Origin of the sequence: Chryseobacterium sp. MEBOG06, from assembly GCF_021869765.1 — a bacterium.
In the GTDB taxonomy this organism is placed as follows: Bacteria; Bacteroidota; Bacteroidia; order Flavobacteriales; family Weeksellaceae; genus Chryseobacterium.
This window is the reverse complement of record NZ_CP084580.1, coordinates 586,889-609,342: the sequence shown is the minus strand read 5'-3', so window position 1 is coordinate 609,342 and position 22,454 is coordinate 586,889. Positions and strand designations below refer to the sequence as shown.

The window sequence follows — 22,454 nt, the reverse complement described above, 5'->3', positions numbered from 1 at the left end:
CTTTATTATTATCAATACGAAATACTTTATCATAAGCTTTTTGTAGCGTTTCAATATTTTTACTTTTTAACGAATCCGGCATATAAAATCCTTTTATACTTTGAGAAAAGTATAGTCCATGTGTAAAAATCAACAGAAAAACAAAAAATACCTTTTGCATATTTTATTTTAAAGCATAATATTACGCATTTTCACTCTTTTTTCATTACTCCTATTTATCACCACATATGGATTTAAAAATCAGTACATTAATTAAAATTTTCATTATTGAATTTATAAATTAAAGGCAACAACCAACCCTGAATTTGTCAATTTCGACACCTTTATTTTGGAAAATTCAAAATGCACATGCATCTTTGCTTCAGGTAAAAACACAACGATTTATTTTTTGTATGTGTACAGTACAGAATCTAAATATAAAAGCTGGCCAGCAAAAAATTCCCATGTCAGGGCTTATATGACGAAAAAATTATTAACTTCAAAATCAAAACAAAATGAAAAAATTATCAGGTATGAAGAAAAACTTTTCTTCCGAAAATAAAAAACTTAACAGAGAAGAATTAAAATCTCTAAACGGAGGTTATTCTATTAAATCTAATCTTGTAAACTCTGAGGGCTGTGGAGAAACGGATTACTACTCAGGGCCAAATGGAACTGGTGATTATAAAGGAAGAGCATGGTTATGTACTGGCCCTGCAAAACCAACAGACTCTTATTAACTATAAAGTCGAGGAGGAATATTATTCCTCCTCTATATTATTTTAAAATAAAAATACCTTTATGAATCGTCAATTTTTACAATTAGTATTCTTAATGATTTTATGCTTGTTTTCTTTAGCTAGCTGCAGAAAGAAGAAAGCTAATTATATTTCTTATTATCAAAAAGTTAATAACATTGACAGTATATATAGATTAGCAGGAAATTCAAAATTAGCTGTAGAAAAATATAAAGAGCTTTTCAAAGAATACTCCCCAAAAAACCAAGAACGTATTGAAGAATATGCAACTTATATTATACTCGCAGATCAATACCATGAGGATTTTGGAGGCAAGAAAAGTTTATATCACTTAATTTCTCTAGTAGCGCCTTATGATCAGCAATATCAAGAGTATGTTCCACTTTTTAAAAAGTATGGAATAGACAGTATTGCAGTACAACAAAAAATAAAGGATTGGAAAAGTAAACTGAATAAGCAATTAATTGATTCTTTTCAAGTGGCATTTAAAAGAGATCAGCAAGGAAGGCCATTTGATACTGCATTGACAAGAAAAAATGTCGAAAAAAATGCCCGTCTTTTTAAATGGACCTTTGAAAACTTTGGTTTTCCTTCAAAAGATAAAATAGGAAGTGGCCCTATGCTTACACTGGTTAGTCATATGGCTGAATCAAAAGCTCTTTATCCATATTTACAAACTAAAATATTAGAATATGTAAAGTCTGGAGATTGCCCTCCTCTTGATTATTCAATGATGGTAGATGCACATAACTTTATACCAGGCCAAGGCACGTATTATGGCATGGGGAGAAGTTTCTTGAAAAAGATAGATTCATCTACTATAGATAAACAGAGAAAAAGCCTAGGCCTTCCAACTCTGAAACATACAACTATTATCACAAAAGATTTTTTGAAAAAAATAAAGGTAAATGATACTAATCTTATCAAGGAATAGAGAAACTACGACCGATGAAGTTATTAAATGGCTTTCAGCAATGAAAAAAAAATTCATTCGCATACACGAAGACGAGCTTTTTGAAATTAAGATAAAGGATAAACGTATTTGTATTGAAAGTTATAGAAATAGTTTTTTCATTGATGATATAAGCAGTATTTGGTACAGAAGAGGAGGATTAAAGTTTAAAAGGTTACATTATCGCAATTCCTCTATAGATTTATATATGCATGAGCATCAGAATTGGTTAGAAGACTATGTGATCAAAACATTGGAATCTAAAAAGCATATTAACACACAAAGTAATCGCAATATCAATAAGCTTTTAGTTTTAGAAAAAGCAAAAGAACAAGGATTAAGTGTACCTATTTATTTTCTGGCAGAAAATACGGATGATGTAGTAATTGGAAAAACTATTACAAAATCTATTACAGGAACTGCAGGTGTTGAATCTTTTGAAAGCTCACAATTATTAATGTACACTGCAGCTATTAAGAAAAAAGAAGATTCTCAATTTTTCATTTCCTTCTTTCAGGAAAAAATAGAAAAAGACTATGAAATTCGAAGTTTTTATCTTAATGGGAAGATATGGTCTATTGCCATAATCTCACAAAATGATGAACAAACAAAACTTGATTTCAGAAAATATAATAATAAAAGGCCTAATAGAAACGTTCGTTACAACCTTCCAAAGGATATTGATGAAAAGATACATTTACTAATGCAATCTTTAAATTTAAACTGTGGCTCTATTGATTTTATTAAGAAAGGAAACGAATATTACTTCTTAGAAATTAACCCGATTGGACAATTTTTGGGAATTTCATTAGTTTGTAATTATTCGCTGGAAAAAGAAATTGCAGACTATTTATAAGCACTTTACTCAGAATGATCATAAATTGATAATAAGAAATAAGCTTAATATGAAAAACACAAAAGAAAATTTTAAAGAAATACACAGATTACCTATTACTTTCAAATACGCTGAAGTGGTAAAAAAAACAAAAAAACGTTCCAAGGTAGTTTATTTTATAACATGCGACGCATATCAAACAAGCTTCCTTACAAAAGAACAACCTTATAAACAATTGATAAGATTATTATGAGGTACTTTAATCTGTTCAGTAATATTTTAATTACAAAAGGGATCTCCAGAATATTGATTTCCGATCTTCAAAGAAATATATCAGAATTATACCACCTAGAACTTTATGAAATCATTGAAGAATTGAAAATTAATTCTATTGAAAACATTCTTCAAAACTATGATCAAGAATCTCAAAAAGTACTCTGGGAGTATATAGATTTTTTGTTGGAGAATGAATATGGTTTTATTACAGAAAACGACTGGAATCATAATTTTCCCTCATTATCTTTTGAATATCATGATTATAATAAAATTTCAGATTTGTTTATAGAACTTGGAAATATAGATATTCTCTACAAAATACAAGCTTCAATAGAAAGTTTAGAAATAAGATATTTGATCATTTATTCTCAAATAAATTTTCCATTGGAGGATTTTTTGAAGATTGACCAATTATTTAGCCATACCCCATTAGAAAATATAGAAATATATTCTCCATTTCATTCTGATATTAATTTAGCATTTGTAGAAAATCTGGAAAACAATACATCAAGAATATCTAACCTGACTTTTTATAGTTGCAATAATGTTCCTTTTAAGACTAGAAAAAATTTTAGATTTATCATCCACTTTAGCCCTGAAAACCTCAAAATATTCTCTTGTGGAAAAGTAGATATAAAGCATTTCAATACCAATCTTCCCAAAGTACTTGAAGCTCTTAATCATAATTCCTGCCTACACAAGAAAATAGGAATTGATATCAATGGTAATATAAAGAACTGCCCATTAATGCCTGAAAGTTATGGAAACATTAACAACTCCAGCCTTGAGGATGCTCTTGCAAAGCCTGATTTCAAAAGATACTGGAATCTAACTAAAGATGGTATAGAAATTTGTAAGGACTGTGAGTTTAGATACGTATGTACTGACTGCAGAGCTTATACAGAAAGAACGCATACTGATAAAAATAGGCTTGATATTTCTAAACCTTTAAAATGTGGCTACAATCCATACACTACAAAATGGGAGGATTGGGCTAAAAATCCTTTGAAGCACAAAGCTATAAAATATTATAATATAAAAAATTCATCTTTCAAACCCACCACTAAAAAATAAAATACTGAAAGTCAAACCGAATTCATCAATACGTGTATATATCTCACTAATAAAAGAAAAAAATTTTTGTATATTTAAAACATCTGTGTATTTTAGATAAAAATATTAACATGATTTTTGACAAACTAATTAACTATCTCAAACTTGATAAACAGGAGTTCATTTTTCAGTTTAACTCTCATCCTAATTACCCGTCAGCACTCGCTTTTAGTGATACTTTGAATTTTATGGGGGTAAAAAATGATGCCTACGAGCTTGATAAAGAATATTGGGATGAGCTGCCGGAGGAATTTATTGCCATTGTTGAAAACTCTTTTTCTCTGGTAAAAAAATCAGGAAGCGGCTACTCAGTATATTCAGAAAAAGCAAAAAACTTTGAAAAAGAAGAGCTCTATAATAAGTCCACAGATTTTGTACTTCTATTTGAAAAGGCAGAAAAGGCAGAAAGTAAACTTGCTTTCAATTTTAAACCTGTCCTGTACTGTGTTTTTGCTGTTATTCTGGCCTATTCTTTTTTAAGCCAAACTATATATGAAGCTGTTTTTAACCTTCTTTCACTGGCTGGCGTATACATTTCACTGGAGATTTACAACCAGAAGTTCGGAAATACTTCTACTGTAATTGGAAGTATATGTGGTGGTGGAGCCCCTGGTACTGCACAAACAGTCAATTCCTGTGATAAAATTATTAAGCAAGATAAAACCAGTATTTTGGGATTAAAGTTTTCTGATTTTTCCCTGATTTACTTTGTGGGACTTGCCATATTAGGACTGTTTTTACCAGCAACAGCGTATCTCGTAAAGGGCTTTACTTTTGTTTCAGTGATTGCAATCGGGTACTCAGTATATATTCAGGCTTTTGTAGAAAAAACATTTTGTAGAGTTTGTCTTTTAATTATTTCGATCCTTGCCGGACAACTGATCTTAAGTATTCTATTTTTTCAAAACCTTTCTTTTGGAGTTGGAGCTCTTTTACTGACAATTATCCTTTGGGCTCTTGTCTTCTCGGCTGTCATTTATTTCAATACAATTCTTGAGGAGAAGGAAACCCTTCAGAAGTCTAATGCCAAAAACCTAAGATTTAAAAGAAACTATGAGCTTTTCAAAGATCAGCTTCAACAAAATGAGAAGATAGAATTCCAGGATACCCATACTTTTTCAGTAGGAAAGAAAGATTCAAAACTTCGCATTGCTATTGTTTCTAATCCTTACTGTGGCTTTTGTAAAGATGCTCATAAACTGGCTGAAGGCTTATTAGAGAAATATCCTAATGAAATCTCTCTGCAAATGAGATTCAACTATACTCAGGAAAGAGCCAACGAGAAATATACTCAGCTTATTTCTGACCTTACACATATCTATCATCATAAACATGAAAAAGATTTTCTTAATGCTGTAGAGACATGGTTTGAAACAAAAGACGAAGGTAAGATCAATACGCTCTCCGGAGGGGCTGCAACGTCAGAAAACCTGAATCCACTCGTTGAAATGTCAAGAGAAAACAGTAATGCGGGATTAAGCTTTACTCCCATCTTTATTATCAATGGATATCAGTTTCCGGATAAATATGACCGTGAAGATCTTCTCTTCTTTATAGATGAACTAATAGATGATGAAGACCTTTAACAATTAAATCTCACTCGTTTAAAAATTTCACTATCTTAGGAAAAACAAAAACCAGTTATTATGAAAAATCTAAAGAAATTCACCAGAAAGAATTTTAAAATATTGAAACACCAGATTACCCAACAATAGATAAAATTACGAGTGAAGCAAGCTGTTAAGATCTATATGAAGACAAAGAATCAACGCTTGCAAAAAATGGAGCTATCGGCTTTCCATTTCATTGAGTTAGAATATTGAATTAAAATTAAAAATGTCGTCATCCGTTGGCGACATTTTATAATGAGCATTAATTTTGAAAAAATTTCCTTTTTATAAGCAACCAGACACAAAAGACTGTGGACCTACCTGTCTTAGGATCGTAAGCAAGCATTACGGAAAAAGCATTTCGCTTCAGCAAATCCGTAACCTTTCTGAGACAACACGTGAAGGCAGCAGCCTCCTTGGATTGAGTGATGCTGCAGAAAATCTCGGATTCCGTTCATTGGGAGTCCAAATCGACTTTAATACGCTCACAGAAGAAGTTCCGTTTCCATGTATTGCCCATTGGAACAAAAACCATTTTGTAGTAGTTTATAAAATTGATAAAAATAATAAAGTATATATATCGGATCCCAGTTATGGCCTTATTACCTATACCCGGGAAGAATTCATCAAATTCTGGATCGGTGAAAATGCCAATGAAAATACAGAAGAAGGAATTGTCCTTATCCTGGAAACAACTCCTTCTTTCTTCCAGACTGAATTCGATGGTGAAGAAAGTAAAGCCAGCTTTTCTTTTCTCTCCAAGTATCTGTTTAAATACAAGTCACTTGTTATTCAGCTTGCTGTGGGATTATTGGCAGGAAGTTTACTTTCACTTATTTTCCCCTTCCTTACCCAAAGTATTGTAGACGTAGGTATTCAGAATCAGGATATTAACTTTATCTATTTGGTTTTGCTTGCGCAGGTGATGCTTTTCCTCGGAAGAATGGGAATAGAAACCATCCGAAGCTGGATCCTGCTCCACCTTTCGGCCAGAATAAATATCTCCATCATTTCCGATTTCTTTATCAAACTGATGAGGCTTCCAATAAGCTTCTTCGATACGAGAATGACAGGGGATATTATGCAGAGAATTAATGACCACCACAGAATAGAACAGTTACTTACAAGTTCTTCACTGAACACCCTGTTCTCATTGGTCAATCTTATTATTTTCAGTATTGTTCTACTACTTTACGATTACAGACTTTTCGTTGTATATCTGGTAGGTGCTGTATCTTATATTGGCTGGATCACTTTTTTCCTGAAAAAAAGAAAAGAGCTTGATTATAAAAGATTCTCTCAGGTATCGCAGGAACAAAGTAAAGTCATAGAACTGATCAATGGAATGCAGGAAATCAAGATGCATAATGCTGAAAAGCACAAGCGTTGGGACTGGGAGTTTCTACAGGTAAAACTTTTTAAAATCAGAATAAAATCTCTTTCGTTGGAACAATGGCAGTCTGTGGGAGGAAACTTCATTAATCAAATGAAAGATATTTTGGTCAGTTTCCTTTCTGCTAAACTTGTTTTAAGCGGAAACCTTACTTTAGGGATGATGCTTTCGGTACAGTACATCATTGGACAGCTGAACAGTCCTTTATTACAGCTTATCGATTTTATTAAACAAACTCAGGATGCTAAAATTTCCCTTGAAAGATTGGGTGAGATTCATGATAAAGATGATGAAGAGGATAAAAATGAACAATATGCTACAGACGTTCCTCAGAAAGACATTGAAATCAGCAATATGTCTTTCCGGTATATTGGATCTGATGTTCCTGTTTTTGAAAACCTTAGCCTTTCCATCCCTTATCAGCAGACCACAGCTATTGTAGGAGCCAGCGGAAGTGGAAAGACAACCTTATTAAAGCTTCTGATGAAATTTTATGAGCCTGATCAGGGAGAAATTAAAATCGGAAATACCAATCTCAGAAATGTTTCTCCAAGGTTTTGGAGAGATCAATGTGGAGTGGTAATGCAGGAAGGTTATGTATTCAATGACACCATCGCTAATAATATTGCTGTAGGGCAAGATCATATTGACAAACAAAAGTTGAGACGGGCTGTAGAAATTGCCAATATCAAAGAATTTATAGAAAGTCTTCCATTAAGCTACAATACCAAGATCGGAAATGAAGGAGTAGGGGTAAGTGGAGGTCAGAAACAAAGATTGTTCATAGCAAGAGCTGTATACAAATCTCCAGAGTACATCCTATTTGATGAAGCTACATCTGCTCTGGATGCCAACAATGAAAAGGTAATCATGGAAAACCTTGAGCAGTTCTTTAAAGGGAAAACAGCGGTAGTCATAGCACACCGACTATCCACTGTAAGACATGCTGATAAAATCATTGTGCTGGATAAGGGAAAAGTAGTAGAAGAAGGCAGCCACGCAGAACTTGTAGATTTACGGGGAGAATATTACAGACTTGTAAGAAATCAACTTGAATTGGGAAGCTAATCCAAATCATCAATACAGCGGAATCCGAAAAGCTTACAGAGTAGGAAATTAAAAACTAAATATTATGAAAAATCTAAAAAAACTTTCAAGAAAAGATCTGACTTTTGTCAAAGGAGGAGTAGTAATTCCTGGCAACAACTGTTGTGGTTCCTGGTGTCTGGGCAGCTGGATGCCATGTAACATCCACCACCTGGCGTGTCCACCGGATGCAGATACTTCACCACCATCATGGTATGATGGTAATTGCCCATTTGCTTAAACAATATTCCCCCTGAAATACTGGGGGAAATTTTACCTTAGAAAAATGAAAGAAGACATTTTAGACAATATTGAACTCCGTTCAGAAAGCGTACAGGATATTCTTACCCAGCCTCCCCATTGGATGATACGCTGGGGGAACTCTATTATACTTATTATTCTCTTGCTTATTCTTGCGATGAGTTACATTATAAAATACCCGGAATTTGTACCGGCTCCTATAATCGTTACTTCTCAGAATCCTCCTGAGAAAATAGAGGCCAGAACCAGTTCCAAGATTGAGAAAATATTCATAAAAGACCATCAGGAAGTAAAGAAAAATGAAGTATTGATGGTGATGCAGTCTGCAGCTAATTATAAAGATATTTTAGCCTTAAAAAAGATCGTAGACTCTACTGCACCCAACCAGCTAGGGTCCTTTCCTGTATCTGAAACCGGAAAATTCAAACTGGGAGAGTTACAGGGAGAATACAACAGCTTCGCAAAGGCCTTTCAGGATGAAGAGCTTTTCACAAGGCTACAGCCTTATGCTCCGGAAAATCTGGCAACCAACCAGAGTATTTCAGAATATAGAGTCCGAGCAGCTACACTGAGACAGCAGAAAAATCTAGAATCTGTAAAATATGATCTGACGAAAAAAAACTTTCACAGATCTCAGGAACTCTTCAATCAGGGGGTCATTTCAGCTATGGAACTTGAAAATGAAAAAATAAAATATCTTCAGGCGCAACAAAACCTTGAAAATATCAATATTTCCATATCACAAACAGAAGAAGGGATATCCAATCTTAATAAAACTAGAAGCGGAACTGCTATTAATACGGAAAAAGACAGAATAACCTATTCTTCGCAGACTCTGCAGCTATTTGAGCAATTGAGAAAATCTTTAAAACAATGGGAACAGAGCTACCTTGTAATATCATCCACTGATGGCGTTGCCAGCTTCCAGCAGTTTTTTGGGGAAAATCAGTTTGTAAAAAGCGGTGAACCTATCTTATCTATCCTTCCAAAGAATAAAGAGAAATTAGTAGGCAGAATGTCTGTTCCTACTATTAACTCAGGAAAGATTACTCCTGGAGAGAAAGTATTGATTAAACTTGACAACTACCGCTTTCAGGAATATGGGATTATAGAAGGAAAGGTTCAGAACATCTCTCTTATTCCTGATGAAAAAGGAAACTACTATGTAGATGTCGTATTACCGAAAGGATTAAAAACAAGCTATAATAAAACGCTTACATTCGATAAAGAGCTTAGAGGCAGTGCAGAAATTGTGACACAGGACCTAAGGCTTATTGAAAGATTTTTCTACCAGATCAGAAAATTACTTGGCTATCAATCCTGATAAAGCCAAAACAGAAAATATATAAACCGTCTCATCATTGATAAAGGCGGTTTTTTATTGATCTCCTGTTTTAAAAAGTAAAAGCCGTGGACAAAGCAAAAAAATAAATTAATTTAAGCTTATTTCTAGTAATGATTTATCCATATGCTTTAATATTCCACTTATAAACAATCTACGGGAACAATGGAAAAATATTTATAAAAACAACTTTTACGGATGAAGAATCTGTGGATAATGAGGTTGATAGTATAAGTTTTAAAATTAACGTGAACTATAATTATAAAGAAAATACGAGTCAGGTAAAATAGTACCAGTATCGAAAAATTCCATAATTTTATCGTAGAATAATGAGATATAAAAAGTCTGATATATAGTATAAAATGCGATAACTATTTCTCCTATTTTAAAAATATTCTTTAAAAACCAATAATCATTATGTCAACCCGACTATTCCTCATTTTATTGATGAGCTGTTTTTTTACTTCCGCACAGACTCATCGTTTTATTTACGAATTACAATTCAAAATAGACTCAACCTCCACTGATTACATTAAAACCAACATGGTCTTGGATATTAATCCAAAGGATGTCAAATTTTATGAAAACATATTTCTTAGAATGGATTCAATCAATAGAGCTAATCAGAATTCCCGCTTTCGAACCTGGGGCTTCCAAAATATTATCACAAGGGAGCGTAATTCCTTCAAAAATAAAAATTTCGAAAATTTGGATGATTTGTTTGTCTATCAAACTGATGATCCAATGAAATGGAATTTAAGCAATGAAACAAAAATGGCAGATATATATCTTCTACAAAAAGCCACTACATTTTTTGGGGGAAGATTTTGGACAGCATGGTTTTGCAAAGATATTCCTTTTAATGAAGGTCCCTATAAGTTTAGAGGTTTGCCCGGGTTAATATTTCAAATTTATGATTCAAAAAGTCAATTTAAATATAGCATGTTGCAGTCAAAGTCATTTGATATGATCTATGATACAACAGGTTTCATAGAAAACTATGCAGATACGAAACCTTTAGAGGTCAGTGAGCAAATGGTTCAGAAAAAAAAGTTAGAAAAATTCAATGAGCCATTCAAAGATTTTACTTTACAATTTGATAAGCAACCCGATGTACAGTATTTTTACAGAGGCACACAAATTACAAGTAAAGACCAGTTGAAAGTCTTTGAGAAACAGGCACAAGAAGTAATGGTAAGAGAAAATAATCCAATTGAAGTTAACAAAGTTATTCATTACCCAAAAAAATAATTCAGAAATAAAGTATTTAAAATTCGCTTAAAGAAAATTGAGCTGCGAACTATTTAAGATCAAGATGTAAAACTTGTGACGTATTCAGGAGTATTTATATTGAAACTGTTTAAACTTTTTCAAAGAAAGAGTTTAAAGAAAAGAGTGATGTCAAAACTCTTCATTGGTAGTGTCTCATTTTTCTTTTGTTTTATATTTGTCTATAAGAGCAAAAATCTCTTTTTTAAGATCCTCATCTATATCTCTTCGAATATTTTCAATCGTTAAATAACCTTCTCCATCATTTACATAAGGGTCTGCTTTATATTGTAGTAATAATTCTATCATTTCTAAATCTCCTTGATTAAATGCTAATCCCAAAGCTGTTTTCGCGTGAGAAGAACCGGATTTATTGATAAATTCTTCACTTGTATAGGGCAATACTAATCTCATCAACTCAATATTTGGGTAATAGGCTAAATCAATAAGCGGGGTCATTGACTCTTCTCCTACCAAATTTACGTTCGCTCCGTTTTCTAAAAGCAACTTCAGTACTTTCTGGCTTTTTAAATAGACGGCCTGAAAAACAGGAGCGTTAAATGGTGCATAAAAATAGTTTACATCAGCACCATTTTCAATTACAATTTCCAACATTTGAAGGTAAATATTCTCTCCGTCCTCATCTTCAATTTCATCTATGATATAATTTATTAGACTTTCTGCATATTCAGAATCTCCAATTAAAGTCGTTGCATCACCACCATTATTTATCCATTCTTTTAAAGCATCAATATCTTTATTTAATATGATTCTAATGATTTCTTCGTTATTTGTCATAATTTTAATTTTTTAAACCCCAATTGCTCATTCTCTACCTTCAGCAGTACATTTAATAAATTCGCAATTCGGTTAAGGTTTCATCATCATCCAAAGATATGTTAAATTTGGAATAAGTGGCAATTAAATGATGAATGTTCCTCCAGATGTTCCTTTGCTTCAAGACAGCCCCATTCGCCCTTTTTTCTATAGGGAATCACTTCCGCCCAATGTGCTTTCGAGGGATCAATTGCCAGTAAACCTGCTACGGTGTCGTGAAGCGCTTTTTCTTTTAGTTGTACCGAATCCAGAAACAAGTTCAGCCCTGTGCTGTGGCTGCGAAACGGAATAAGTAGTTCAGCATCCGCTTTGGAGAAGATGACAACATGTTATATATTTACTAATCATACATCTTTCGATCATCGGAATTGAAAAACAATGCTTCTGCAGCAAGCGGATTACCATTTAGGTTAAAAAAAGATCTATAATCAGCCTATTACAAAATCTGTGGCTATGACTAAACTTGCGCATTGGTTTAAAAAGGTTGAAGAAGCAGATTTTAGATCTTTTTCCACCTTAAGGAAGACCATAATGCACCATTACAGAGATATTCTAAATTATTTTGATAAAAGAAGCACTAACGCAGCGGCTGAATCTTTAAATGCTAAAATCAAAAACTTCAGGATACAGCTCAGAGGGGTGAAGGACAGAACATTTTTTTTATTCAGATTAACCAAACTTTTTGCTTAGCCCCCAACTTTTGCACCTGATCCCAGAAATACCATTTTTTTATTTTTAAAATGTAGAAATCGCAAGAAGAGTTGGGTACAAAAAAAAGAAAGACCGCAATCGATTGATTGCGGTCTTTTGTAGCGAAGACGGGAATTGAACCCGTGACCTCAGGGTTATGAATCCTGCGCTCTAACCAACTGAGCTACCTCGCCTTTTGGTGGTGCAAATATAGAAAATATTTATTTACTACCAAAATTATTTTAGCTTAAAATATTCTAAAACATCTCCAACATGATCTGGTTTGTTGATTATCTTATTGTTAGCATCTAAAATAAAATACGTCGGAGTTGCATGAACATTGTATGTATCTACATAACTACTGTTCCATCCTCTCAATTCTGAATCATTAATCCAGGGAAATGCAGTAATTTTTTTAGAATATGAACCTTTATCCACATCCAAAGACAAAGCAATAACCTGAATATTTTTCGATTTAAGGTCGTTATACTTTTCTAAAAGCTTCGGAAGTTCACTTTCACAGTGCGAGCATGTAGATGACCAGAAGATAATTACCTTTTTATCTGCTTTTACATCGTGAATTGACTTTGCCGTTGTATTAGAAGGTGACTGGAACTTATAATTAGGGAAAACAGCCCCCATTTCAATATTAGCGTTAGATTTTAATGTAGAAGCAAGTCTGTCATTAATGGTACATTTAAGTCCTTTGGCAAGCCCCAGATATTTGGTTTTAAATTCATCCATCTGGTAAACGTCAAAAATATCAATCAGTTCTGACAGAACAGTCTGCCCTCTTGGTGTCTCTACTTTCAAACGGTCTAAAAGTTTATCTACTGAAGCAGCAACATTGGTATTCCCTCCAGAGTTCAGATAAGCAACCAATACAGGTCTTAGCAGCGAAGAACTTTCGAGCATATCACCAGATTTATCCAGGAAGTTGATTACTTCATCAGGATTTACTTTTTTGGAAGGATCGGCCTGATTACCCAAAAACTTACTGTAATTCGTATTGTAATAAGTAATAAAAGGGTGCTGAGCTGGATCAATAGAGCTTGAAGAGCCAGAAAGTCTATCAATCTCTATCTTCAGTGCTTTTCCAAAGTCTGTATTATCCTTGTAATATTCTTTGATCTGTGCTAAAGCAGGTAGAATAAGTTCTTTCTTCTGTGAACCTTCCTGTTGTTTACTCATCAGTTCATTGGCTTCATCCAAATAGATAACATCCTTAATTTTATTATTCTGAATATCCAGTTTAAAGCTTACATTCTTATTTTCAGAAATAAAACTAACGGTATTATTGGATCCGGGGAAATAGATTTTCATCATTCCCATATAGTTATTTGGATATTTAAACGTCCAAGTATTATTCTTGCTTTGTTCTTTAGTAACAATAATATCTTTTGAGCCGTTTAATGTATATAGAATAGCATCCTGATCTTTAAAATCTGCCGAAGCCTGTACATTAACTGTAAATTGTGCTTGCAGTGCAAAGGCGGTTAAAACCGCAGATAGCATATAAATCTTTTTCATAAGGTAAAAATAAAAAAACTCTCTGACTAATCAGAGAGTTTAATATTATTTTAATAAAATTTTATGCTTTTACGTTTTTGTACTTTTTAGTAAAGTAAGCAATCAATCCAATTGCTACGATAACTAGCACATATACATACATATCGATTGGTGAAGCGGGTGCTCCGGTACCGTTTCCACCATTTCCGGTTCCTCCTGGAATAGGTGGAGCTGCGTGAGCTAGAAATATAGTGAAAAGGAAAAGAACCGCTACTAATTTATTTATAGTTTTCATGTTGCTTATTTTAAGATTTTAGTATTAACAGTTTCTCCTTTATCAGAAACGATTTTTACAATGTAAGAGTTTTTAAGAGAGCCATCAAGCTCAATTACAAAATCACTAGATGTATTAACCGCTTTTTTAGAGATGACCAGTTTACCGCTCATATCATAAACTTCAATATCTGCTTTTTTCCATTTTGGATCAAATCTTACAATATAATTTGTAATAGCAGGATTGTATACTACAAGTGTTCTAGAAGGGTTTGCTTTATTATTCACCGCTAAAGTAATATTACTAGGTTCTCCGTAATATAAATTAGCTTCTTCGTTAGTTACAGGAACTGTTTCCCCTTGCTTAGCTTCTATTAAGCTTCCATTTTCAGCTCTATAATAAAAACCAATTCCTGAAGATAACTGGTGAGCTCCAACAGGGATTAATTCTGCATTCTCTCTAATCTCAAATTTATAAGATGTTACTTTATCCTGGTAATAATTTACCAATTTAACATTTTTACCTTTGAAATTATCTTCATTAGCTTCGTTGATATATAACCAGTAGTTAGTATTGTTATCATCATAACCACCATTCAGTGATTCTTCAAAAGTACCGATGATATTTTTACCGGCTGAAGCCTGAACTGTGGTTGCTGCAGAAATCTGGTGTCCTGTTGTGAATGATGGAGAAACAACATAATAGGTTCTCGAAATTTCATTTCCATTAGGATCAAGACCTATTACTCCAAGCTGTTTTACAGTCCCTCTTTCTGAGATCTTATTACTGCTTCTGGCTGCTGTTACATCATAGTTAACACCCGCTGCTCTTGCAGTTTGTTTGAATCTTCTCAGTGTATTAAAGTTTAAAGTCTGTGCAGAATTGTCTCTCAACTTCATTTTAAATGACTGCATTGGCTTCATTACAACTAAATCCACATCCCCTACAGCCGGAGCAACTCCATCTCCTGTAGGTAAAAAGGTAACTACCCTTGAGCCTGTAGCATAAGTAGTTCCATTTGAAAGCGTATGAATTGTACCTGGGTCATATTCAATACCCCAGATGTTTTTCACTGCATTTCCATCTGATCCGGTAACACTCTCAGTATATCCTATATTAGATAAATCGATATTAGTGAGGAATGGGTTCCCGAATTGATAAAAATTCTTACCAAATGTTCCCGCCCACGGGCTTAAAGTAAATTCGAAGGAATCATCAAGGTAGGTATTGTAGGTCTCTCCATAAGAGTTAGTTCCGTTACCATTAACTCCGAAATTCAAACCTGCTGCTGCATTTTGCAATGTAACAACACCGGCAAGCGGAGCATATGGCATACCATTAACTGTAAAAACAGTCCCTGTAGCAGGTGTGCTTGGATTCCAGTCATTATTAGAAACTTTCAGCATATAATACCCTGACCCGTCAGTGGTAGTGGATGCTAAGCTTGTAAAATGCCTGGAAACGGCGTTCGTATTGTCCCACTTCAGAACCGGATTACTGTATCTTCCGGTGTCAAATGTTTTACCTAACTCTGTAGATAACGTACTAAGGGCCTTACCTGAAAAAGGCAAAGCTACCTGTTGAAAATAATTACCACTACCCTGGCTGGTAGTTCTGTATTCTTTACTTACAATACCGGTAATATTGGACTGGGATAATCCATCGATGTAAAGCTGTCCGTACGTGGAAGTAGCAAAGGAAGCAGGAGTATTGAGTCTTAAAATAATATTTCCGCCGTCGGTTTTATTATTACCGGTACCGTCTATTGTTTTAAAACCATCAGTAGCAGATCCTACAACCATGATATTTCCATGTACGTCCAAAAGGCCATTACCTTTTGTCTGTACACCTCCACCACTATAAACTAGGGTGCCTTCGCTCACATACATATTAGCATTAGTGTCAACATGACATAGTATCTGCGCCTGAACAGAGTAACTAATTGCTAAAAGACCTATAGCAAATAAACTTTTTCTCATTGTATAAATTATTTGTGTGTTAATACAATCTTCACCCGCAAAGGTATTATTTTTTTTCAAAAAAAAAAAATAATTTATCTATTAATCAAAATATTATGTTCTGTTAATACGATTTCTTGCTCCTCTCCAATAGAAAACATATAGTCTTCTAAAACTTTTTCTGTGGTACCTCTCAGCCCTCTGGCACCTAATCCTTTTTCAATAGTTTCTTCTACAATTCTTTCAATTGCACCATCTGTAATTACCAGATCTGCGCCATCCATTTTGAAAAGTTCCACAAACTGATTGACGATGGAATTTTTAGGTTCTTTCATAATTCTTACCAACGTCTCTTTTGTCAGTTTATCCAGGTACGTAATGATTGGAAATCTTCCTAAAAGTTCCGGAATTAATCCGAAAGAACGAAGGTCAGTTGCATTAATATTTGTTAATACATATTCGTCGTCATCGGTTTTATTTATTTTTTCAGAGCTGAAACCAATTGCCTGCTTATTCATCCTTCTTTCGATGATTTCCTTGATTCCGTCAAACGCTCCTCCGGCAATAAATAAGATGTTCTGCGTATTTACCTGAATATATTTCTGGTCAGGGTGTTTTCTCCCTCCCTGTGGCGGAACATTTACAATACTACCTTCCAAAAGTTTCAGCAGCCCCTGCTGTACTCCTTCTCCGGAAACATCTCTTGTAATACTTGGGTTATCTGATTTTCTTGCAATCTTATCAATCTCATCGATGAAAACGATTCCTTTTTCTGCTTTTTCCACATCATAGTCAGCTACCATTAATAGTCTTGACAGGATACTTTCAACATCTTCCCCTACGTATCCTGCTTCTGTTAAGATAGTAGCATCCACAATACAGAAAGGTACATTAAGTTCTCTAGCGATGGTTTTGGCCAACAGTGTTTTTCCTGTTCCCGTCTCTCCTATCATAATGATATTTGACTTTTCAAGCTCTACTTCTCTGTTTTCATCCTGAGCATGCATTAATCTCTTGTAATGGTTATAAACAGCAATTGAAAGCTGCTTTTTGGCCTGATCCTGTCCGATCACATACTGATCAAGAAATACTTTAATTTCTTTTGGCTTTTTAAGTTCAGCCATATTACTTGCAGGAGAATGTTCCGTTTTGGAAGCTCCGTCTTTCACGATTGCGTGAGCCTGCTCTATACAATTTTCACAAATAAAACCATTCTGCCCAGAAATCAGCATCTGTACTTCATTTCTTTTTCTACCGCAGAAAGAACATTGGTTTGAGTTCATACTAATAATATATGTTAAAGAAAATCGTAAAAAATTTCTTTTTTACGATTTTCTAGTTTTTAAGAATTAATGATTGAGTTTTGAATCTCTGTATATTCTTCGTTCGTTAATTTTAGTCTTTCATTTCTGAAGTTCATCTCTTCCACTTTGTTTAAAGGGATCAAATGGATATGAGCATGAGGGACTTCTAATCCCACTACCGCTACTCCTACTCGTACACATGGAATTGCAGTTTTGATCTTCCTGGCAACCTCTTGGGCAAATCCCCAAAGGTTTTTGTATTCTTCACTTTCAAGATCAAAAATCAAATCCACTTCTTTTTTGGGAACTACTAAGGTATGTCCTTTCACCAAAGGCATTGCATCTAAAAATGCGATAAAATTTTCATCTTCAGCAATTGTATACGAGGGAATTTCGCCATTGATGATTTTAGTGAATATAGTGCTCATTTTAGTAGAAGTTAGAGGTTAAATATTAGAAGTTAGAAATAAAAAGAGTATCAGACTATAGAGAGATGTCTAATACTTCGAAAGAAAGTTTGTTCCCGTTTGGCAAAGTAATTTCAGCAATCTCGCCAATCACTTTTCCTAACAGACCTTTTGCAATAGGAGTGTTTACAGAAATCCTTCCTGTTTTAAGGTCACTTTCGTTATCCGGTACCAATGTAAATACCTGTTCTTGCTTGGTAGCATTGTTTTTAAGTTTCACTGTCGTTAAGATAGAAACTTTTGAAGTATCTAATTGGCTTTCGTCTATAATTTTAGAAGTAGAAATAACATCTTTTAGCTTAGAAATTCTCATTTCAAGCATTCCCTGAGCCTCTTTAGCCGCATCATACTCTGCATTTTCAGACAAATCTCCTTTGTCTCTTGCTTCTGCGATCTGCTGAGTAATTTTTGGTCTCTCTACAGTTTCCAACTGTTCCAGCTCAGCTTTCATTTTCTCAAGGCCCTCCTTTGTTACATAGCTTGCCATAATTTTCAAAATTTAGTTTTGGTATAAAAAAATAATCCGACATTTGCCGGACAATGTTTTCGTGTTGTAATCGTTTAATTTTTACAAATATATAAAAATTTAAATTGAAATGAAAAAAACTTTTTCAATCTTATCTATTTTTACCTTATTGATTTTCAGTAATTTAATCATATATTCATGCGGGAGCAGAGAAGATACTGTGAGCTGCTTTCCAAACAATCCTATTAATGTAACTCTCAATCTGAACCTTCCCGCCTATTATCCTCTGAACAATATCAACGGCTGGATTTACGTGAATGAGCAACAGTCCGGAACAAGAGGTCTGATCGTTGTCCGTACAGGAACCGGATTCAAAGTGTATGACCGGAATGCTCCTCATATATGCCCGGATAACAACACTACTCTTGAGGTAAAAGATAATATTTCTGTTCTGTGTCCTAAGGATAATACACGTTGGATATTAACTACAGGACAGCCTGAATCAGGCTCTAAGACTTCTCTTCCCCCGAAAACCTATCCATATAACTATGATGCGGCAGGTAAAACATTAAATATTTACTATTAGAATAAAACATGAAGACTGTTATACAAAGAGTTTCTGAAGCCAGCGTAAAAGTGGACGGAACAACTGTAGGTAAAATCGGAAAAGGATTAATGCTTCTGGTGGGAATTGATGAAAACGATGAAAAAACAGATGCAGACTGGCTGGTACAGAAAGTTTTAAATCTCAGAATTTTTGGAGATGAAGATAATAAACTCAATCTTTCGGTAAAAGATATTGCCGGAGAAATCCTATGCATCAGCCAGTTTACGTTAATTGCTGATTATAAAAAAGGAAATCGTCCCTCCTTTATAAAAGCGGCAAAACCCGATAAGGCAGTTCCTCTTTTTGATTATTTCAAGGAAGAAATAGCAAAGTCCGGCTTAAAAACTGAAAGTGGAATTTTCGGAGCCGATATGAAAGTATCCCTGATCAATGACGGACCTGTCACCATTGTCATGGATTCAATAACCAAAAGCTAATAAAGAGATGAAGAATAAGAATATTGTTATTACTTATCTGGCGCTGACTTTGATTTTCCTTTTTGGAGTAGTTTTAAGTTTTAACAACTACAGCTTTTCCGGATATTATATGGATAAAGTAATTAACTGGCTTTGGCTGGCCATGACTGTTTTTATCATTATTAGGTTCTGGAAGAAGAAAGGAGCAAAAATATACTTTGGTATATTGTTATCAGGAACCATTCTTAGCATTTTACCCATGATGATTCCTTTTTTCGGTATGGTTCTGTATTTCTCCACTACTGGATGCGACCAGCATATTACACTGGATGATACTTACAGAATGGAAAGAGGACGCCCCGGTGTAATGTCTAACCCAATGATTACTATTTATAAAAAGGAAGGAATTTTTGAAAAACAGATTTCCAGAACTCCCTATTTAGATATTATAGAGCAAATACAATCCTCTTCACATATTAACGAAAAAGAACTACCTGTTCAGGGAGCAAAACTGATCAATATCAACAACGACAGCATCGGTATTGAATACCAGATCATGAATAAAAAGAAAGTAATTTATCAAAAGAACAGAATGAACTGGTTTGATGATTATTAAAGTCATTTCTTTCATTATATCCATATTAATACAATATAACATTTGCAGGCCTCATAGGATTAATCCCATGAGGCTTGTTTTTATATATAAATATTTTTCGCTTAAACTCACAAAAATGTGATTTGTTTTCTTTTTATTGTTATTTTTGATATCAACCAAACTACATTCACAACCATTTAACAAAATAATATGAAAACAAAAATTCATTTTCTTGCCTTCTCTGTATTGTGTTCCAGCTTTTCTTTTGGGCAGGACCACCATTCTAAAAGAGCTAATGACCTTAACGGTACATTTTATGTGTGTTTTTCAAAAGGAATCAATTCGGAAAAAGCAGCATTCAAAAAAAACGCTGACCTGGAAAGATTTACAAGAGAAAACAAAATTTCATTTACATACGATCTCGATTTCACCGGCAGCAAACTGGATGAAATGGCCAGAAGCAGCAGAGCAATTGGCAATTCGGGGGAATCTGTAGAAAAGCTGAAAAGGATATATAAAGCAGATCTGCCGATTCAAAATCAGGAATCGACTCAAAAAATCATTGAGGTTCTTGAAAGATTTCCTGAAATAGAATATGTATCAGTGATGAGCAGTACTCCTATTGAACCTCCATTGGTCAATACATTTATTGTCACCCCTGATTTGGAGAATCTGCAGACTTATCTGAATGACAACCCGGGAATAAACGCCAAATATGCATGGTCAAGGGGAATCACGGGTCAAAACATTCGTGTTCGTGATGTAGAATATGGTTTCTACAAAACGCATGAAATGCTGGCCAATCAAAATTCTATACAGCTGGAGCCGGGATATTCTCCCAATTCAGGGCTATCGGGTAATAATTACCGTGATCACGGAACTGCTGTGGTAAGTATTTTAGGGTCAGTAAAAGACAATATCGGACTGACCGGAGCAGCCTATAATGCTTCTGAGATAAAGGGATATATGGAATGGACTACTGTAGGTTATAACAGAGCTTCTGCAGTAAGCCGATCCATCAATGCTTCTCAGGCTGGCGATATTATTCTGTATGAAATGCAGACAGGTGGAAAAAATGGAGAATATTGCCCTGCAGAATATGATAAGGTGATCTGGGATCTTACCAAAGCGGCTACTGATTCTGGAATCATTATCATTGCAGCTGCAGGCAACGGAAATCAAAACCTTGATGATCCATTCTATGCTGCTTATAATGCAAGAGGAAACAGTGGTGCTATCATTGTAGGGGCAGGATCTCCCAATACTACCCATTCTAAGCTAAGCTTCAGCACCTTTGGAAACAGAGTGGATGTACAGGGATGGGGAAGCAGTGTGATGGCCGCAGGTTATGGTTCTTATCAAAAATATGATAATGATGACAACAGAACGTATAATTACTTCAGTGGAACCAGTTCTGCAACTCCTACGGTAGCTTCTGCTGCAATATTGATTCAGTCTTTCTATCGCCAGAGTACAGGCCAATATCTGACTCCAACAGCGATGAAAAATCTTTTGATTTCTACAGGAATACCTCAGGGCGGTACTGTTGCCAATCAAAAAATAGGACCGCTGCCTAATGTGAAAAATGCTATTCTGCAATTGGAAAGTAAATTCGCAACCCCCGTGAAGACTCTGCGGGAATTAGATGTTAAGATTTATCCTAATCCTACAACCAGCTTTATCGCAATTCAAAGCAATGAAGATAAAAAGCTTGATTTTGAAGTGGTCAACCTTCAGGGTCGAAGTGTTATTAAAGGTTCAGTCTCATCTGATGAAAAAATTGATATTTCAAAACTGCCGACAGGCCAGTATATCATCAACATCAATGACGGAGCAAGAAGAGTCGTGGAGAAATTCACGAAAATATAATCAAAAAAGCCTTTCAGAGTTTCTGAAAGGCTTTTTTTCACAAGTTTTTATAAATTATTTCGCAGGAACGCTGCTGAAATTAAGTGCCACTTTAATGTTCATATCTGAAGAGGTTTGATTCTTCAGTTCATAAACAGTTCTCACGGTTAATCCTGAACTTTTCACAATCTCATCCAGAAATCCTGTATCATTAAGATCCAGATTTAAGCTGGAAGAATTGGTAGATATATTAGAACGTGATGCTATAAGTCTTTCTCCCGTTCCATTGGATGAAACGTATATTTTTACAGTTTTAAATGCATTCAGATTACCTCCTGAAGGGGATGCTACAGAAATTTTAGCGTCAGAAATTCTTACATCTTTAATCTTTGCATTATTGTTTCCTCCGAACCATGTCTGTACATTGGTAGCAGTAGCCGTGGAAGAAACTTCTTTATCTGCAGGTACACCTGTAGAAACTAAAACATTCGTTGTATATGGAAAGGTATTCTGAACCAGCGACTGTACAGTTCCGCAACTTACAAGTACAGCTGAGGCGGCCATTGCTGTTAGAAATATATTTTTCATAATTTTAAATTTTAAACTTCA

At 34.5% G+C, this 22,454-nt stretch carries 22 protein-coding genes and 1 tRNA gene; 14 read left to right on the top strand and 9 right to left on the bottom strand.

What is annotated here, in order from left to right; translation table 11 throughout:
• Nucleotides 1-494 precede the first annotated feature (494 nt).
• The 9 genes from LF887_RS02805 to LF887_RS02765 all read left to right on the top strand — a co-directional run bounded on the left by LF887_RS02805 (nt 495) and on the right by LF887_RS02765 (nt 10,856).
• Nucleotides 495-719, top strand: coding sequence for a TIGR04139 family peptide modification target (locus tag LF887_RS02805; protein WP_236857312.1), 225 nt, complete (start codon nt 495-497; stop codon nt 717-719).
• A gap of 61 nt (nt 720-780) precedes the next feature.
• Nucleotides 781-1,671 carry a hypothetical protein gene (locus LF887_RS02800; protein WP_236857310.1) on the top strand — a complete coding sequence of 297 codons (891 nt, stop codon included), beginning with the start codon at nt 781-783 and terminating at the stop codon, nt 1,669-1,671.
• The gene (gene gwsG, locus LF887_RS02795; RefSeq protein ID WP_236857308.1) at nt 1,646-2,545 is read left to right on the top strand and encodes a grasp-with-spasm system ATP-grasp peptide maturase; all 900 of its coding nucleotides are present in this window, start codon (nt 1,646-1,648) and stop codon (nt 2,543-2,545) included. Before LF887_RS02800 ends, gwsG begins: the two co-directional genes overlap by 26 nt.
• A 228-nt stretch (nt 2,546-2,773) precedes the next feature.
• The gene (gwsS, locus tag LF887_RS02790; RefSeq protein ID WP_236857307.1) at nt 2,774-3,874 is read left to right on the top strand and encodes a grasp-with-spasm system SPASM domain peptide maturase; all 1,101 of its coding nucleotides are present in this window, start codon (nt 2,774-2,776) and stop codon (nt 3,872-3,874) included.
• A 110-nt stretch (nt 3,875-3,984) separates the two neighbouring features.
• Nucleotides 3,985-5,499 carry a vitamin K epoxide reductase family protein gene (locus LF887_RS02785; protein WP_236857306.1) on the top strand — a complete coding sequence of 505 codons (1,515 nt, stop codon included), beginning with the start codon at nt 3,985-3,987 and terminating at the stop codon, nt 5,497-5,499.
• Nucleotides 5,500-5,791: 292 nt separating this feature from the next.
• Nucleotides 5,792-7,984, top strand: a complete 2,193-nt coding sequence (locus LF887_RS02780; protein ID WP_236857305.1) for a peptidase domain-containing ABC transporter — start codon at nt 5,792-5,794, stop codon at nt 7,982-7,984.
• Nucleotides 7,985-8,048: 64 nt separating this feature from the next.
• On the top strand, nt 8,049-8,243 hold the full coding sequence (locus tag LF887_RS02775) for a hypothetical protein (protein ID WP_236857304.1): 195 nt from the start codon (nt 8,049-8,051) through the stop codon (nt 8,241-8,243).
• A gap of 45 nt (nt 8,244-8,288) precedes the next feature.
• Nucleotides 8,289-9,587: an HlyD family secretion protein gene (locus LF887_RS02770; protein WP_236857303.1), complete on the top strand. Its 1,299-nt coding sequence runs from the start codon at nt 8,289-8,291 to the stop codon at nt 9,585-9,587.
• Nucleotides 9,588-10,022: 435 nt separating this feature from the next.
• On the top strand, nt 10,023-10,856 hold the full coding sequence (locus LF887_RS02765) for a GLPGLI family protein (protein WP_262912506.1): 834 nt from the start codon (nt 10,023-10,025) through the stop codon (nt 10,854-10,856).
• Between the two features lie 174 nt (nt 10,857-11,030).
• Here the strand turns inward: LF887_RS02765 and LF887_RS02760 are convergent, their stop codons facing one another.
• Nucleotides 11,031-11,672, bottom strand: coding sequence for an ankyrin repeat domain-containing protein (locus LF887_RS02760; RefSeq protein ID WP_236857301.1), 642 nt, complete (start codon nt 11,670-11,672; stop codon nt 11,031-11,033).
• Between the two features lie 459 nt (nt 11,673-12,131).
• On the opposite strand from LF887_RS02760, the gene LF887_RS02755 reads away from it, so the two are divergent.
• Nucleotides 12,132-12,401, top strand: coding sequence for a transposase (locus tag LF887_RS02755; protein ID WP_317207803.1), 270 nt, complete (start codon nt 12,132-12,134; stop codon nt 12,399-12,401).
• 120 nt (nt 12,402-12,521) lie between these two features.
• On the opposite strand, the gene LF887_RS02750 is transcribed toward LF887_RS02755, so the two are convergent.
• The 7 genes from LF887_RS02750 to greA all read right to left on the bottom strand — a co-directional run bounded on the left by LF887_RS02750 (nt 12,522) and on the right by greA (nt 18,400).
• Nucleotides 12,522-12,595, bottom strand: a tRNA-Met gene (locus tag LF887_RS02750).
• A 43-nt stretch (nt 12,596-12,638) separates the two neighbouring features.
• A complete protein-coding gene (locus tag LF887_RS02745; RefSeq protein WP_236857299.1) occupies nt 12,639-13,931 on the bottom strand; it encodes a TlpA family protein disulfide reductase in 1,293 nt (430 codons plus the stop codon).
• Between the two features lie 61 nt (nt 13,932-13,992).
• Nucleotides 13,993-14,205 carry a signal peptidase gene (locus tag LF887_RS02740; protein ID WP_236857298.1) on the bottom strand — a complete coding sequence of 71 codons (213 nt, stop codon included), beginning with the start codon at nt 14,203-14,205 and terminating at the stop codon, nt 13,993-13,995.
• A gap of 5 nt (nt 14,206-14,210) precedes the next feature.
• Nucleotides 14,211-16,163: a T9SS type A sorting domain-containing protein gene (locus LF887_RS02735; RefSeq protein WP_236857297.1), complete on the bottom strand. Its 1,953-nt coding sequence runs from the start codon at nt 16,161-16,163 to the stop codon at nt 14,211-14,213.
• A gap of 74 nt (nt 16,164-16,237) precedes the next feature.
• The gene (gene clpX / locus LF887_RS02730; protein ID WP_236857296.1) at nt 16,238-17,425 is read right to left on the bottom strand and encodes an ATP-dependent Clp protease ATP-binding subunit ClpX; all 1,188 of its coding nucleotides are present in this window, start codon (nt 17,423-17,425) and stop codon (nt 16,238-16,240) included.
• A 59-nt stretch (nt 17,426-17,484) separates the two neighbouring features.
• The gene (locus tag LF887_RS02725; RefSeq protein WP_236857295.1) at nt 17,485-17,874 is read right to left on the bottom strand and encodes an HIT family protein; all 390 of its coding nucleotides are present in this window, start codon (nt 17,872-17,874) and stop codon (nt 17,485-17,487) included.
• Between the two features lie 55 nt (nt 17,875-17,929).
• Nucleotides 17,930-18,400, bottom strand: coding sequence for a transcription elongation factor GreA (greA, locus tag LF887_RS02720; protein WP_236857294.1), 471 nt, complete (start codon nt 18,398-18,400; stop codon nt 17,930-17,932).
• Nucleotides 18,401-18,509: 109 nt separating this feature from the next.
• Between greA and LF887_RS02715 the strand changes: the two genes are divergently transcribed.
• From LF887_RS02715 to LF887_RS02700, 4 genes are all read left to right on the top strand, one after another.
• Entirely contained in the window at nt 18,510-18,965 is a 456-nt protein-coding gene (locus tag LF887_RS02715; RefSeq protein ID WP_236857293.1) for a hypothetical protein, read from the top strand.
• A gap of 8 nt (nt 18,966-18,973) precedes the next feature.
• Entirely contained in the window at nt 18,974-19,423 is a 450-nt protein-coding gene (dtd, locus tag LF887_RS02710; RefSeq protein WP_236857292.1) for a D-aminoacyl-tRNA deacylase, read from the top strand.
• A 7-nt stretch (nt 19,424-19,430) separates the two neighbouring features.
• Entirely contained in the window at nt 19,431-20,018 is a 588-nt protein-coding gene (locus tag LF887_RS02705) for a hypothetical protein (protein ID WP_236857291.1), read from the top strand.
• Nucleotides 20,019-20,207: 189 nt separating this feature from the next.
• On the top strand, nt 20,208-21,866 hold the full coding sequence (locus LF887_RS02700) for a S8 family peptidase (RefSeq protein ID WP_236857290.1): 1,659 nt from the start codon (nt 20,208-20,210) through the stop codon (nt 21,864-21,866).
• Between the two features lie 54 nt (nt 21,867-21,920).
• Here LF887_RS02700 and LF887_RS02695 read toward each other — a convergent pair whose 3' ends face one another.
• Entirely contained in the window at nt 21,921-22,433 is a 513-nt protein-coding gene (locus LF887_RS02695) for a hypothetical protein (protein WP_236857289.1), read from the bottom strand.
• Nucleotides 22,434-22,454 lie beyond the last annotated feature (21 nt).